The sequence below is a fragment of the Sphingomonas sp. Leaf9 genome (genome assembly GCF_001421355.1).
Taxonomy (GTDB): domain Bacteria; phylum Pseudomonadota; class Alphaproteobacteria; order Sphingomonadales; family Sphingomonadaceae; genus Sphingomonas.
Window position 1 is genome coordinate 482,307 of the sequence record NZ_LMKC01000005.1, and the last position, 14,611, is coordinate 496,917.

Here is a 14,611-nt window from a genome sequence, read left to right on the forward strand (position 1 = left end):
CTTCAATACCCCCGTCGCGTTATCGATCGCGATTTGCCTCGCCCGCTCCCACCCGGTACGACCGCCTTCATGCCGTCGTTCCACAATGCCGCCTACGCCGCGTTCCTGTTCGACATGGACGGGACGCTGCTTGATTCCTCGGAAGCGGTCGAGCGGGTCTGGCGGCGCTGGTGCGATCGGCATAGCATCGATGCGGATACGCTGATTGCTGAGTGCCACGGTGTACGGGGCGAAGATACGGTGCGACGCTTCGCTACGCCGGGCATGGACATCGACGCCGAGGCCGCGTGGCTGAACGCTGCCGAGCTGGAAGATGTCGCTGGTGTCGTGCCGATCCCAGGCATCCATGACCTGATCGCCACGCTTGCCCCACAGGAATGGGCAATCGTCACCTCCGCGCCGCGCAACCTGGCGGAAGTGCGGTTGCGCGCCATCGGCCTGCCGGTGCCCGACGTCTTCGTCACCGCAGAGGATGTGACGCGCGGCAAGCCCGACCCGCAGGGGTTCCGCCTCGCCGCCGAACGGCTCGGCGTCGCCACCACGGACTGTCTGGTGTTCGAGGATTCGCCCGCCGGTGTCGCGGCGGGCAAGGCGGCGGGAGCAGCGGTCGCGATCGTCGGCCCCCGCGTCGCGGCAGAGGAAGGGACCTATGCGATCACCGACTATCGCTGACCTACGCGTCGATCGCCGTACGCTGCTGGCCGGGCTGGGCGCGTCGCTGGCGCTGCCGCGCGCGGCGCTGGCGGCCAATCCGGCGTTTCCGGGCTGGTATGCCGATCCTGAAATCCGCATCTTTCGCGGGCGATACTGGATCTACCCGACCTATTCCGCCGATCAGGGCACGCCTGCGCCGACCAGCCCCTTCACGCCATGGCAGGCGAACGAGCGCAAGGCCCCGCATATCTGGCACCCGTTCCTGCGCCAGACGTTCCTCGACGCCTTTTCCTCGCCCGACCTGGTGCATTGGACGCGGCATCCGCGCGTGCTGGATGTGGAGCGGGTCGGCTGGGCGGCCTATTCGATGTGGGCGCCGTCGGCGATCGAGCATCGCGGGCGCTATTACCTGTTCTTTGGTGCGAACGACATCAAGAACGATGCGCAGACCGGCGGCATCGGCGTCGCGGTGGCGGATCGGCCGGAAGGGCCATTCCGCGATGCGATCGGCAAGCCGCTGATCGGCAAGATCATCGGCGGCGCGCAGCCGATCGACCAGATGGCGTTTCGCGACGATGACGGGCAGGTCTATCTCTATTATGGCGGGTGGAAGCACTGCAACGTCGTGCGCCTGTCCGATACGCTGACCGGTATCGTGCCGTTCGCCGATGGCACCCTGTTCAAATCGATCACCCCCTCCCCCGATTATGTCGAGGGGCCGTTCATGGCAAAGCGCAAGGGCGTCTATTACCTGATGTGGTCGGAGGGGGACTGGACCGGGCCGGACTACCGCGTCGCCTATGCCACGGGGCCGACCGCGCTGGGGCCGTTCACGCCGCGCGGGGTGGTGCTGCAACAGGATGCGCGGGTGGCGCGCGGGGCAGGCCACCATTCGCTGTTGCAGATTCCGGGCACCGACGACTGGGTCATCGTCTATCACCGCCGCCCGCTGACCGAAACCGACGGCAACCACCGCGAAGTCGCAATCGACCGCCTGACCTTCCGCGCCGATGGCAGCATCGTGCCGGTGGTGATTACCGATAAGGGCGTGGGGCCGAGGTTGCTGGGGAAACGATAGGGCCGCTCCCCCGCGCGGGCGGGGGAACGGCGTGATCGTCCTATCCGTGCACCGCGACGATCGACGATACGACCGTCTGGATCAGTTGCTGGCGTTCCTGCACCGGGCGTGAGGTGTCGCCGATCATTACCGCGACGGCATAGGATTTGCCGTCCGGCGCGGTCAGGATGCCGACGTCGTTGAAGCCCGCCGTGCGTCCGCCCAGATCCTGTCCGGTGCCGGTCTTGTGCGCGACGCTCCACCCGGCGGGCAGTGCTGCGCGGATGCGGGCGCGGCCGGTGCGGGTGTGGCTCATCGTGTCGAGCAGCCAGCGGGTCGATGTCGGCGACAGCAGCATCCCGTGGTGCAGCCGGGCCAGCGCATCGGCGACGGCACCCGCACCCGCGCCATCGGGCGGATCGGCGACGTAGGCCTGATACGCCGCACGGCGGACATTGGGGTCGAGCCGCGAGCGTGCCAGGGCAAAGGCGTTGCCCTGCGAATATTCCTGCCGCCACGGCAGGCCGGCGGTCTTTGCCTGGAGCAGCCGTTCGCCCGGACCGAAGCGGATATTGCCGAGACCCCGGCTGGCGATGAAGTCGCGCACCGCGATCGGCCCGCCGGCTAGGTTCAGCAGCTTGTCGTTGGCGGTATTGTCGCTCATCGTCAGCGCGCGGCGCAGCAGGTCGCCGACGGTCGTGGTGAACACGCCGTCCTTCATCAGATAGGCGATCGGCTGGTGAAACAGGGTCAGGTCGCTGCGGGTGATCGTGACCGGGGTGTCGAGCGCATAGCGCCCTTCGTCGATCGCGTTCATCGTGGTCAGCGCGACCCACAATTTGCTGACCGATTGCTGCGGCATCCGCTGGTCCATCGCATGGCCCACGACCCAGCCGTCATCGATGCTGCGCACCGCGATGCCGACCCTGCCCTGGAACCCGTCACCGAGCGCATTGATCGCCGCGACGAGGGCCGGCGGGGCGGGCCGGGTCTGTGCGGGCAGCGGCACCGGCACGGCATAGCGCTGCGGCGCGGCCTGCGCCGTCGGCGGCAAGGTGCGCGTTGCCAACCCGGCACCGCCCAGCGCCATCACCGCCACCATCAGCGCCGCGTTGCGCGACCCGATTCGATTCAACATGTGTGCGACCATCTCACCCCGGAATATGCGGTAACCATGCTTGTCCGGGTATTAACATAACAGGCCGGGCCGATCCGCTTGCGACGAATCCCCCCACAGGGACGACGAATGGCAGCACGTCTTATGGAACGAGTATGGTGTCGACCGCCTCGTGCCCGGTTTCGGGGTAATCAAGCGTGTAGTGCAGGCCCCGGCTTTCCTTGCGCTTGAGTGCCGACTGCACGATCAGGTCGGCGGATTGCAGCAGGTTGCGCAGTTCGATCAGGTCGGCGGTCACGCGGAAATGGCCATAATAATCGGCAACCTCCTCGGCCAGCAGCGCGATGCGGTGGCGCGCGCGCTCCAGCCGCTTGGTCGAGCGGACGATGCCGACATAATTCCACATGAAACGGCGGATTTCGGTCCAGTTCTGCTTGATGACCACTTCCTCGTCGGAATCGGTCACCCGGCTTTCGTCCCAGCCCCGGATGGCGGGCGGCGGCGGCAGGGTGTCCCAGCGCGCGGCGATGTCCTTTGCCGCCGCTTCGCCGAACACGAAACATTCCAGCAGCGAGTTGGACGCGAGGCGGTTCGCACCGTGCAGCCCCGATTGCGATACTTCGCCGACCGCATAGAGGCCGGGCAGGTCGGTGCGCCCGTCGCGGTCGATCACCACCCCGCCGCACGTATAGTGCTGCGCCGGCACCACCGGGATCGGCTGGCGGGTCATGTCGATGCCGAGGCCCAGCAGCTTTTCATAGATGTTGGGAAAGTGTCCGCGCACGAACGCCGGGTCCATGTGGCTGATGTCGAGATGGACGTAATCGAGGCCGAAGCGCTTGATCTCCGCATCGATCGCCCGTGCCACGATGTCGCGCGGGGCCAGTTCGGCGCGAGGGTCGTAATAGGGCATGAAATTCTTGCCCGTGGTCGGGTTGATCAGCTTGCCGCCCTCACCGCGCACCGCTTCGGTGATCAGGAAGTTCTTGACCTCCAGATTGTAGAGGCAGGTCGGGTGGAACTGCATGAATTCCATGTTCGACACGCGGCACCCCGCGCGCCACGCCATGGCGATGCCGTCGCCGGTCGCGCCGCGCGGCGCGGTGCTGAACAAATAGGTGCGCCCCGCCCCGCCGGTGGCAAGGATCGTCGCGCGCGCAGTGAACAGCTCGACCCGGTCGGTCGTGCGGTCGAAGGCATAGACCCCCCACACATTGCCCGCGCCCGAATAACGCTGCTCATGCCGGCTGGTGGCGAGGTCGACCGCGACCATGTCAGGCCGCAGGGTGATGTTGGGATGCGCCTTTGCCGCGCGGATCAGCGCCTCCTGCACCGCCCAGCCGGTGGCGTCGTCGACATGGACGATGCGCCGGTGCGAATGGCCGCCCTCGCGCGTCAGGTGCAGCGCCTCGCCCTCCATGTTGAACGGCACGCCCAGCGCCGCCAGCCGCTCGATCGCGGCGGGTGCGCTCTCCACGACGAATTCGACGACAGCACGATCGTTGAGGCCGGCACCGGCGACCATTGTATCCTCGACATGGTTCTCGAACGTGTCGCCGGGTTCGAGCACGGCGGCGATCCCGCCCTGCGCCCACGCCGTCGACCCTTCGTTCAGCGCGCCCTTCGCCAGCACCGTCACGCGGAAGCGTTCCGCCAGGTGCAGCGCGGCGGTCAGGCCGGCAGCCCCCGACCCGATGATGAGGATATCGCTCTGGGCAGGGTCGTGGGACAAGATGCGCTCCGGTTGCTCTGTCCGACGACTAGGCGGGTTTCGTAGGGCGTGACAAGCGTGGGGGTAGGACAACGCCCATCCACCACCGTCACCCCGGACTTGATCCGCGGTCCCGCTTCTTCTGGCGGCGGAAAGAAGCGGGACCCCGGGTCAAGCCCGGGGTGACGAACAGCAGGTTAGAACGACGTCGACAGCTGTGCGAACCAGGTGCGCGGGCGGGCGAAGATGCGTTCCGCATAGCCAAGCGTCGCGAGCGAGGCGTTGCCCTGGATCAGATAGCGCTGGTCGAGGATGTTGTTCACGCCCGCGCTGATCTCGATCCCGTTGGCCAGCTTCAGTGCGACCGACCCGTTGCCAACGAAATAGCCGTCCTCCTCGATCAGCGGAATGCTGCCGGTGATGAAAGTGATCTTCGACGTATAGCTGCCATCGACGCGCGGGGTCAGCGTCGTGCCGTTCCCCAGTTCGATCTTGTACGCCAGGCCGAGATTGGCCTGGATGTCGGGGGTGAAGGGCAGGTCGTCGTTCGGCGTCACGGTCGCGGTCGCGCCGGGAATCGGGGTGATGCTCTTGATCTTGTCCTTCAGCACGCTCAGGCCGCCATCGACCATCAGCCCCCATGGCGCGCGCCAGTTCGCCTCCGCCTCCAGCCCGCGAATGCGCGCTTCGCCGGCGTTGAACAGCAGCGGCACGACCCCCTGGCGGAAGATCAGCTGGATATCCTGATATTCCGCCTGGAACGCGGCGAGGTTCAGGCGCAACCGGCCGATATTGGTCTTCATGCCGACTTCGTAGCTGGTGACGCTTTCGTCCGAGAACGGCACCGGCAGGTTGTTCGACGTCGCCGCATTATAGCGCGTGTTGAAGCCGCCCGACTTGAAGCTCTTGGCATAGGACGCATAGGTGCTGACCGCGCCGCTCCAGCGATATTGCACGCTGGCCGAACCGGTCAGCGCGGCGAAATCGCGCTGGAACGGGCGGGGGAAGATGAACAGCGGCCCGCCTTGCGTCGTCGCCAGCTGCGGCAGGGGGTTGGGGTCGGGCTGGGTCGCGGGGAACAGGTTCAGCACCGTCCCCTGATAATATTTGCGGTCGGAGGTGTAGCGCAGGCCCCCGGTCAGCTCCAGCCGGGTGGTCGGCGACCAGGTGGCTTCCCCGAACAGCGCGACCGAATTGGTCTTGAGGCGCGAGACCTGCAGGTCGCGGCTGCCGGGGCCGCCGGCCAGCAGCGAACGGATGACCGGCGGCGAGGGCGGGAAGGCGAGGAAGACCGTCGCGCGCTCATCGGTCGATTCGTTGAAATAATAGCCGCCGAGGATGCCGCTGATCTTGCCGAAATCGAGCTGGAGCTGAACCTCCTGGCTGAACTGGTTGGATTTCGACCCGACATCGGTAGTGATGAGCGTCAGCGGGGTGTTGTCGGCATCGCGGATGCCGCGCGAGCTGGTTTCGCGGTACGCGGTAATCAGCTTCACCAGTGCCTGATCGGTCAGATGGATGTTGGCGGTGCCGGCGACGCCCCACACCTCCGACATGCTCATCACCGCCGCGTTGCCGCCGTTCACGAAATCGCCCTTCGCCTGCAAATCATTGGCGCAGCGCGCGTCGTTGATAAGGGGCACGTTGGGCGCGCCGAAGCGAGGATCGCCGGGCACGATCGGGGAAAAGGGGATGGTCGCGCCGGGGCAGCCGGCGGCGACGCTGGCGATGGCGGCGACCGGGGCCTGTTCGTTGACGCCGGCCAGCACGAACGGTGCGCCATGTTCGTCGCGGCGCGAATAATCGGCGCGCAGGAACAGGTCGAAGTCGCTAGACGGTTCCCACTTCACCGCGCCGTTGAGCGAATAGCCATTCTCGTTGCCCAGATCGAGGCCGTCGACCGCGCGGATGACATAGCCGTCGCGGCGGCGGAATCCGCCCGACACGCGCGCGGCCAGCGTCTCGCCCAGCGGCACGTTCACCGCCGCGAACCCTTCGCGCAGATTGTAATCGCCGACGCGGAGGCGGGCGCGGACGCTGGTCTTGCCCAGTTCCGGCTGGCGGGTGCGCACCAGGATCGCGCCACCGATGGTGTTGCGCCCGAACAGCGTCCCCTGCGGCCCGCGCAGCACCTCCACGCCATCGATATCGCCGAAATCGATCGCCCCGCCGACCGCGCGGCCGAGATAGACTTCATCGAGATAGATGCCGACGCCCGGATCGACCGCGGCGGTCGGATCGACCTGTCCCACGCCGCGGATGAACACGACCGATGCCGCGCTGTTGCCCGACAGCTGCCCCGCCGGCTTGAACTGCAGGCTGGGGGTGACGCGCTCGAGGTCCTGGGTCTGCACGATCTGGCGCTGGTCGAGCATGTCCGACGTGAACGCCGAAATCGCGACCGGCGTATCCTGCAGGCTTTCCGCGCGGCGGCGGGCGGTGACGATGATCTCGCCCTCCTCCGCCTGGGCGGTGGGCGGCGTGTCCTGCGCGGCGGCGGCGACAGGGATGGCGGCAACCGCCAGGGCACCGATCGCGGCATGACAGTGCAGCACCGCAACCATCGACGAACGAAGGCCAGTCATAGCATCCTCCCAGGATGGGGAGATCTGTCGCTCCCCTTTTCCCGCAGGCTACGCGAGCAAATGCTATTGTCAATAACTGTAATGGTTAAGAACTAGCTGCCCTCCGCCAGGATCAGTGCGTCGAGCGCGACGACCCCCTTGCCCTTCGGATAGACGACCACCGGGTTCAGATCGATTTCGCGGATCGATGGCGTCCCCGCCAGCACCCGGCCCAGCCCGGCGATCAGCGCGGCGACCGCATCGACGTCGAGCGCGGGCGAACCGCGATAGCCGTCGAGCAACGCCCCCTGTTTGAGCGCGCGCAGTTCGGCGACGATCGCTTGCGTGGTCAGGTCCACGGCCAACAGCCGGACGTCGTGGAGCAGTTCGGCGGTAACGCCACCGAACCCGACCAGGATCACCGGCCCCCAGTCGGGATCGTTGCGCGCGCCGACGATCAATTCGACACCGCGCCGACCCATCGCCTCCACCTGCGTGCCCTCGAGCGCGATGGTCGCGTCGTATGCGGCGACATTGGCGTAGAGCCGGTCCCATGCCGCCGCCAATGCGGCATCGTCGGCAATGTTCAGGATGACGCCGCCGGCATCGCTCTTGTGGCTGAGCGCGGCGGCCTGCGCCTTGATCGCGACCGGATAGCCGATGCGGCGGGCGATCGCCTGCGCCTCGGCAACGGTCGCGGCGAACCCGCCCGCCGGGAACGGGATGCCGACCGGGGCCAGCAGGTCCTTGGCACGATATTCGGGGATCACCCCGCCCGGCAGATCGAGCGCGACCGGATCGGCCTCCGCCACCGCAAAGTCGCGCGCGGCATGGCGCAACAGGTGGCGCAGCGCGCGAAAGGCGCGGTCGGGCGAGGGGAAATAGGGGACGCCGATCGCGCGCAGCCCGGCGATATACTCGCCCGGTACCGGCGCGCCGTCGTCCAGCCCGGCAAAGATCACCGGCTTGTCCGGGGCCAGCGCGCGCACCGCATCGATGATCGCGGGGAATTTGCGCGCCGAGGTTGCCGGATCGGTCTGGATGATACCGAATACCAACGCGGCATAGGCGTCGTCGGCCAGCAGCGGGATCAGCGTGCGGCGATACAGGTCGGGATCGACCAGCGCCTGCGCGGTCAGGTCCATTGGGTTCGACACGGGAATGAAATCGGGGATCGCGCCGCGCATTGCCTCCGCCGTCGCCCCCGCCATCGGCGGCAGGTCGAGGCCGATCGCTTCGGCAAGGTCGAGGGTCAGCGCCTTGAACGCGCCGCTTTCGGTCAGCACCGCCGTGCCGCCGCGCCGCACCGGCTTTGCCCGCACCGCGAGGTCGACGACATCGCCCAGCGCCTCGAGGCTGTCGACCAGCACCACGCCGGCACGTTCTACCTTCGCCTTCATCAGCTGCCAGTCGCCGGCCATCGCGCCGGTATGCGTCGCGGCGCTTTCGCGCGCCGCGCTCGACGTGCCGGGATGGAGCAGGACGATATGCTTGCCTGCCGCGCGTGCCTGTTCCGCAAGGCGCAAAAAGCGCGCGGGCTGGCGGAATTGTTCGACGATCATCGCGATTGCCTGCGTCGCCGGGTCGGCGATCAGATGCTCGACATAGTCCTCGACGCCCGACGCCGCTTCGTTGCCGGTCGATACCGATACGGTGATGCCGAGGTCCTTCGCCATCAGCGTGGTGCCCAGCACCACCGCCATCGCGCCCGACTGGCTGACGATGCCGACTGCCGGCTTGCCGGTCAGGTCGAGCACCGGCGCCTCGACAAAGGTCAGCGGCACGCCGGCGGCATAGTTGACGAGGCCGAGGCAGTTCGGCCCCTCGACCACCATGTCGTGTTCGGCGGCGATCCGGGCGACTTCGGCTTGCGCTGCCAGCCCCTCCTCGCCCCCTTCGGCGAAGCCGGCCGAAAAGATGATCGCCGCACCGACCCCGCGTGCCGCCAGCGCGCGCACCGCGCCCAGCACCGCCGGCCCCGGTATCGCCAGAACCGCCGCATCGACTCCCATCGGCAACGCGTCGATCGATGTCAGGCAGGGCCGCCCGTCGATCGTGTCGCGCTTCGGGTTGATGAGGTGGATATCGCCGGCATAGCCGTGCCGTTCGAGGTTGCGCAGCACCGCATTGCCCAGCGCGCCGGGCGTCGGCGACGCGCCGACGATGACGACCGAACGGGGGGTGAGCAGGCGGGAAAGGTCGGGCATCGAATGTCCTCAATCCTCCCCGGCACGGGGAGGTGGCAGCGCGACAGCGCTGACGGAGGGGGTTAGCCATGCAATACGGCCGTTCCGGTTGCGGGCACCCCCCTCCACCATGCTGCGCATGGTCCCCCTCCCCATTCCGGGGAGGATTTGAGCGGTCAGGCCTTGGCGCGGTCCTTGTCGTACGCGCCCAGCCCCGGCTTGTAGCTCTTCTCGTCGATGAACTGCCGGATGCCTTCCTTGCGACCGTCGCTGTCGTAGGAATTGGCCGCTTCCTGCGCGCGGACCAGATAGTCCTCGGCATCGTCATAGCTCATGACGCCGACGCGCTTCATCGCATCCTTGGTCGCCTTCAACGCGACCGGGTTCTTCGCCAGCAGCACCTTGGCGACGTCGGTCACGCGGTCCTTGAGCTGATCGAGCGGCAGCGCCTCGTTGACCAGGCCCCATTCGACGGCGGTCCTGCCGTCGATATTTTCGCCCATCATCGCGTGGTACATGGCTTTGCGGAACGGCATCAGCTCCTGCGCCACCTTGGTGGCACCACCGCCGGGCAGGATGCCCCAGTTGATCTCCGACAGGCCGAACTTCGCCTCCTCGGCGGCAAAGGCCAGGTCGCAGGCGAACAGCGGGCCGTAACCGCCGCCGAAGCACCAGCCATTGACCATCGCGATCGTCGGCTTCTGGAACCAGCGCAACCGCCGCCACCAGCCATAGCTCTCGCGCTGCGCCTTGCGCGTGCCGGCCAGCCCCTGCGATTCCGTCTCGCGGAAATATTCCTTCAAATCCATGCCCGCGGTCCACGCCGGCCCTTCGCCCGACAGCACCAGCACGCCCACATCGTCGCGGAACTCCAGCGCATCGAGGACCTCCATCATGTCGCGGTTGAGCGTGGGGCTCATCGCGTTGCGCTTTTCGGGACGGTTGAACCGTACCCAGGCGATGCCACCCTCGACATCATAGGCGACGACGCCGTTGCTACTCGTTTCGGTCATGGTGCAAACCTCTTGCTGGCGCCGGCGGTCAGGTTCGCCGGCGAGAATGTCGAATGGGAAATGCGGTGCGCCGTGCGCGCGGTCGCGTCAGATCGGGTAATGGCCCGGCTGGGTCTCGATCGTGATCCAGCGCAGTTCGGTAAAGGCGTCGATCCCCGCCCGGCCGCCGAACCGGCCATAGCCGGATGCCTTCACGCCGCCGAACGGCATCTGCGCCTCGTCATGCACGGTCGGGCCATTGACGTGGCAGATGCCCGACTGGATGCGTTTCGCAACGCGCAGGCCCCGCGCCGTATCGCGGGTGAAGACCGATGCCGACAGGCCATAGGCGGTGTCGTTGGCGAGGGTAATTGCATGATCCTCGTCGCGCGCGCGGATGACGCCGACGACCGGGCCGAAGCTCTCGTCACGGAACAGCTTCATGGTCGGCGTCACCTTATCGATGACATGGGCGGGCATCAGCACGCCGTTCGCGTCGCCGCCATTCACCTGCACCGCGCCGGCCGCCACCGCATCGTCGATCAGCGACTGGACGTGATCGACCGTCTTCTGGTCGACCACCGCGCCCAGCGGGGTCTTGCCTTCGCGCGGATCACCGACCGCCATCGTGCCGACCTTGGCAGCGAATTTCTCGACAAAGGCATCGGCGACGCTCTCTACGACGATGATCCGCTCGGTCGACATGCAGATCTGGCCCTGGTTCATGAACGCGCCGAACGCGGCGGCCTTTACCGCCTCGTCCAGATCGGCATCGTCCAGCACGATCAGCGGCGCCTTGCCACCCAGCTCCAGCAGCACCGGCTTCAGATGCTCGGCGGCGCGCTTCGCGATGATCCGGCCGACATGGGTCGAACCGGTGAAGTTGATCCGGCGGATATGGGGATTGTCGATCAGCGCGCCGACGACCTCACCGGCGTCTTCGGGCGCATTGGTGACGATCGTCACCGCGCCTGCGGGCAACGCCTCGGCAAAGGCTTCGGCGATCAGGCTGTGGGTGTGCGGGCATTGCTCGCTCGCCTTCAGCACGACCGTGTTGCCGCACGCCAGTGGTGCTGCGACCGCGCGCACACCTAAAATGATCGGCGCGTTCCACGGCGCGATGCCCAGCATGACGCCGACCGGTTCGCGCAGCGCCATCGCGATGCAACCCGGTTTGTCCGACGGGATCACCTCACCCGCGATCTGCGTGGTCAGCGCAGCGGCCTCGCGCACCATCGACACCGCCAGCATCAGGTTGAAGCGCGCCCACCCCTCGGTCGCGCCGATCTCGCCCATCATCGCCTCGACGAACTGGTCGCCCTTGCCGGCCAGCGCATCTGCCGCCTTGGTCAGCGCGGCGCGGCGGGCATTGGGGCCGAGCGCCGACCATGCCGGAAAGGCAGCGGCAGCCTGCTCGACTGCGGCATTCGCCTCTGCCGGGCCGAACGCCTCTGCGGTGGTCGCGACCGCGCCGGTCACGGGGTTGATCCGATCGAATGTCTTGGCGGACACCATGGCGGCCTCTCCTTATTTGTTATGCACCATACCTAAATCGAGTCGCTTGGCGCGTCAATCGGGCAATTCGCCTATCGCGCGACCGCCACCGTCGGCCTGCCGCGCAGCAGCAGCAGTGCGACCGCCGCGACCAGCGACCCGATGCCCATCAGTACCGCAACCGTCTGCAACCCATAGCCGGCGGCGAACAGGAATCCGGCGACCATCGGCGCCAGCGCCGACCCGCCGCGCCCGACGCCGATGACGAAGCCGGTCGCAGTGGCGCGGGCGGATGTCGGAAAGCGCTCGGCGACCAGCGCATAGAGGCCGACGACCCCGGCATTCGTCGCAAAGCCGGCGGCGGCTGCAACGATCGACAGGCCGGCCAAGTCGCTCTGCGCGCGCCCGAACACGATGACGAGCGCGGTCGACAACAGCATCGCGCCGATGGTCAGCGCCAGCACCCGCACCTTGCCCGTCAGCAGCCCGAGGATCAGCGATCCCGTCGCCCCGCCGATGCTGGCCCAGACCAGCACCCCCGCCGCCTGCGGTGCGGGAAAGCCCATGTCGACCACGATCTTCGGAATCCACTTCAGGATGAAATAGAAGGTCATGATGTGCGCCAGATAGGCGAGTGTCAGCGCCAGCGTGGTGCGCAACAGCGCAGGGGAAAACAGCGCGACCACCGGTGCCTTTGCGGCGACGCCCTTCGGCTCGGGATCGGGCAATGCGTCGACGGCGCCATGCCCCATCCGCCGCAGCGTGGCGTTGATCCGTGCCAGTGCGTCGGGGGGCCGGCGATGCATCAGGAACGCGACCGATTCGGGCGCGCGCCACAGGACGAGGGGCACGAACAGCGCGCTGCACGCCGCGCCGAACACGAACACCGCCCGCCAGTCATAGTGCGCCAGCAGCACCGCCGACACCGATCCGCCGACGATCGTCCCGATCGGATAGCCCGCCGCCATCAGCACGACGGCCAGCGCGCGATGCTTCGCATTGGCGGCTTCGGCGACGGCGGCGTTGGTCGATGCCAGCATCCCCCCGATGCCGACACCGGTGGCGACGCGCCAGACCGACAGCGCGACGATACCGCCCGCACTGGCCGCACCCAGCATGCCGATCGTCATCATGCCCAGGCAGCCGAGGATCGTCGTACGCCGCCCCAACCGGTCGGCGACCCCGCCCAGGAACAGCGACCCGATCGCCATGCCGACCAGTTCCATCGACAATACGATGCCCAGCGCCGCGCGATCGATCCCCCAATCGGCGGCGATGCCGGGCGAGGCGAAGCTGATCGACAACACGTCGAATCCGTCCAGCGCGTTCAGCCCGACCATGGTCGCCACGATCCCCCATTGGAATCGCGACATCGGTGCCTGATCGATCGCTATGCGTGGGTCGTGGCTTACCATGCACCCTCTCCAGTTTTTTGTTATGTCGGGTAACATATACCGCTATGACGGCCCGCGACAACCGGCCTTGCTCATGGCGCTGCCGATCGTTGTGGTTATCCACGCCAGCCTGTGGATAACTGTGGATAACTTCAGATTGCCCTGTGGATAACTACAGGGTCGCGGGAGAGAGAGACGATGCCGACCCCACCCTTTCGTGCCGATCACGTCGGCAGTTTCCTGCGGCCAAAGGCGCTGATCGAGGCGCGCGACGCCTATCGCGCCGGCACGATCGACGCGGCCGCGTTGCGCGCGGCGGAGGACGCGGCGATCCGCGACGTGGTGCGGTTTCAGGAGGAACTCGGGCTGCAGGGCATTACCGACGGCGAATTCCGCCGCACCTATTTCCACACCGATTTCCTGCTGCAGCTCGACGGCGTGGAGGAAGCCGGCGGCACCCAGGTCAAGTTTCACCAGCACGGTGGCAAGGCGCTGGAATATGCCCCGCCGGTCATGAAGATCACCGGCAAGGTCACCCATGCCCGCGATATCCAGCGCGCCGATTACGAATTCCTCGCCAGCTGCACGACGCGCACGCCCAAGGTGACGATCCCGTCGCCGACGATGCTGCACTTTCGCGGCGGGCGCGACGCGATCGACGGCGCGACCTATCCCGATCTGGAGGATTTCTACACTGACCTTGCCGCCGCCTATCGCGCGGAAATCGCCAGCCTGGCCGATGCGGGCTGCCGCTATCTCCAGCTCGACGACACGAACCTCGCCTATCTGTGTGATGCGACGCAGCGCGAAAATGCCCGCAAGCGCGGCATGGACCCGGACGAATTGCCCCGGCTCTACGCGCGGCTCATCAACGAATCGATCCGCGACCGGCCCGACGACATGACGGTCTGCGTTCATCTGTGCCGCGGCAATTTCCGCTCGTCCTGGGCGGCGGAGGGCGGCTATGAACCGGTCGCCGAGGTGCTGTTCAACGAACTGGCGATCGACGGCTATTTCCTCGAATATGACGATCCCCGCTCGGGCGACTTCGCTCCGTTGCGCTTTCTGCCGAAGGGCAAGACGGTGGTGCTGGGGCTGGTCACTACGAAGCTCGGCGACCTCGAAACCGCCGACGATGTGAAGCGCCGGATCGACGAAGCCGCCCGCTTCGCCCCGCTCGATCAGCTGGCACTGTCGCCGCAATGCGGCTTTTCCTCGACGGTCCACGGCAACGATATCGAGGTTGAACAACAGGCGGCAAAGCTCCGCCTCGTCGTCGATGTCGCGCGCGATGTGTGGGGGTGAGGATAGCGAATGATGCGGAATGGCGACGCTGGCAACAAGGCCGGCGTCGCCTATAAAATTGGCCGCATATGAGATTCCCCGGCTGAAATCGGCGTTCTCGGCGAAGGCTAAGCTTAGCCCGCGCGATAGACGAGGGG

At 67.0% G+C, this 14,611-nt stretch carries 10 protein-coding genes; 3 read left to right on the forward strand and 7 right to left on the reverse strand.

Going from position 1 to position 14,611, the window contains the following annotated elements:
• Window positions 1-33: 33 nt before the first annotated feature.
• Together ASE58_RS16030 and ASE58_RS16035 are read left to right on the forward strand one after the other, a co-directional pair.
• Window positions 34-672 (forward strand): HAD-IA family hydrolase, encoded by a 639-nt coding sequence (locus ASE58_RS16030; RefSeq protein WP_162233539.1) that lies wholly within the window; start codon window positions 34-36, stop codon window positions 670-672.
• Complete coding sequence (locus ASE58_RS16035; RefSeq protein ID WP_082468139.1) at window positions 650-1,732, forward strand: glycoside hydrolase family 43 protein; 1,083 nt, start codon at window positions 650-652, stop codon at window positions 1,730-1,732. Before ASE58_RS16030 ends, ASE58_RS16035 begins: the two co-directional genes overlap by 23 nt.
• Window positions 1,733-1,772: 40 nt before the next feature.
• On the opposite strand, the gene ASE58_RS16040 is transcribed toward ASE58_RS16035, so the two are convergent.
• The 7 genes from ASE58_RS16040 to ASE58_RS16070 all read right to left on the reverse strand — a co-directional run bounded on the left by ASE58_RS16040 (window position 1,773) and on the right by ASE58_RS16070 (window position 13,148).
• The gene (locus ASE58_RS16040; RefSeq protein ID WP_235513651.1) at window positions 1,773-2,849 is read right to left on the reverse strand and encodes a serine hydrolase; all 1,077 of its coding nucleotides are present in this window, start codon (window positions 2,847-2,849) and stop codon (window positions 1,773-1,775) included.
• Between the two features lie 121 nt (window positions 2,850-2,970).
• Window positions 2,971-4,560 carry an L-aspartate oxidase gene (nadB, locus tag ASE58_RS16045; protein WP_055762814.1) on the reverse strand — a complete coding sequence of 530 codons (1,590 nt, stop codon included), beginning with the start codon at window positions 4,558-4,560 and terminating at the stop codon, window positions 2,971-2,973.
• A gap of 176 nt (window positions 4,561-4,736) precedes the next feature.
• Window positions 4,737-7,124, reverse strand: a complete 2,388-nt coding sequence (locus ASE58_RS16050) for a TonB-dependent receptor (RefSeq protein ID WP_235513652.1) — start codon at window positions 7,122-7,124, stop codon at window positions 4,737-4,739.
• 92 nt (window positions 7,125-7,216) lie between these two features.
• Window positions 7,217-9,310, reverse strand: a complete 2,094-nt coding sequence (locus ASE58_RS16055; protein ID WP_055823485.1) for an acetate--CoA ligase family protein — start codon at window positions 9,308-9,310, stop codon at window positions 7,217-7,219.
• Window positions 9,311-9,465: 155 nt separating this feature from the next.
• A complete protein-coding gene (locus ASE58_RS16060) occupies window positions 9,466-10,302 on the reverse strand; it encodes a p-hydroxycinnamoyl CoA hydratase/lyase (protein ID WP_055823487.1) in 837 nt (278 codons plus the stop codon).
• Window positions 10,303-10,389: 87 nt separating this feature from the next.
• The gene (locus ASE58_RS16065; RefSeq protein ID WP_055823489.1) at window positions 10,390-11,796 is read right to left on the reverse strand and encodes an aldehyde dehydrogenase; all 1,407 of its coding nucleotides are present in this window, start codon (window positions 11,794-11,796) and stop codon (window positions 10,390-10,392) included.
• A 71-nt stretch (window positions 11,797-11,867) separates the two neighbouring features.
• Window positions 11,868-13,148, reverse strand: a complete 1,281-nt coding sequence (locus tag ASE58_RS16070) for an MFS transporter (RefSeq protein ID WP_235515925.1) — start codon at window positions 13,146-13,148, stop codon at window positions 11,868-11,870.
• A gap of 219 nt (window positions 13,149-13,367) precedes the next feature.
• Between ASE58_RS16070 and ASE58_RS16075 the strand changes: the two genes are divergently transcribed.
• A complete protein-coding gene (locus ASE58_RS16075; RefSeq protein WP_055823493.1) occupies window positions 13,368-14,474 on the forward strand; it encodes a 5-methyltetrahydropteroyltriglutamate--homocysteine S-methyltransferase in 1,107 nt (368 codons plus the stop codon).
• The last annotated feature ends 137 nt before the right edge of the window (window positions 14,475-14,611 follow it).

Excerpts from the sequence above, each read along its gene's own strand:
- ASE58_RS16035 (WP_082468139.1), top strand. The coding sequence starts at position 650 with ATGCGATCACCGACTATCGCTGACCTACGCGTCGATCGCCGTACGCTG.
- ASE58_RS16040 (WP_235513651.1), bottom strand. The coding sequence starts at position 2,849 with ATGTTGAATCGAATCGGGTCGCGCAACGCGGCGCTGATGGTGGCGGTG.
- ASE58_RS16050 (WP_235513652.1), bottom strand. The coding sequence starts at position 7,124 with ATGACTGGCCTTCGTTCGTCGATGGTTGCGGTGCTGCACTGTCATGCC.
- ASE58_RS16055 (WP_055823485.1), bottom strand. The coding sequence starts at position 9,310 with ATGCCCGACCTTTCCCGCCTGCTCACCCCCCGTTCGGTCGTCATCGTC.
- ASE58_RS16060 (WP_055823487.1), bottom strand. The coding sequence starts at position 10,302 with ATGACCGAAACGAGTAGCAACGGCGTCGTCGCCTATGATGTCGAGGGT.
- ASE58_RS16065 (WP_055823489.1), bottom strand. The coding sequence starts at position 11,796 with ATGGTGTCCGCCAAGACATTCGATCGGATCAACCCCGTGACCGGCGCG.
- ASE58_RS16070 (WP_235515925.1), bottom strand. The coding sequence starts at position 13,148 with ATGTCGCGATTCCAATGGGGGATCGTGGCGACCATGGTCGGGCTGAAC.
- ASE58_RS16075 (WP_055823493.1), top strand. The coding sequence starts at position 13,368 with ATGCCGACCCCACCCTTTCGTGCCGATCACGTCGGCAGTTTCCTGCGG.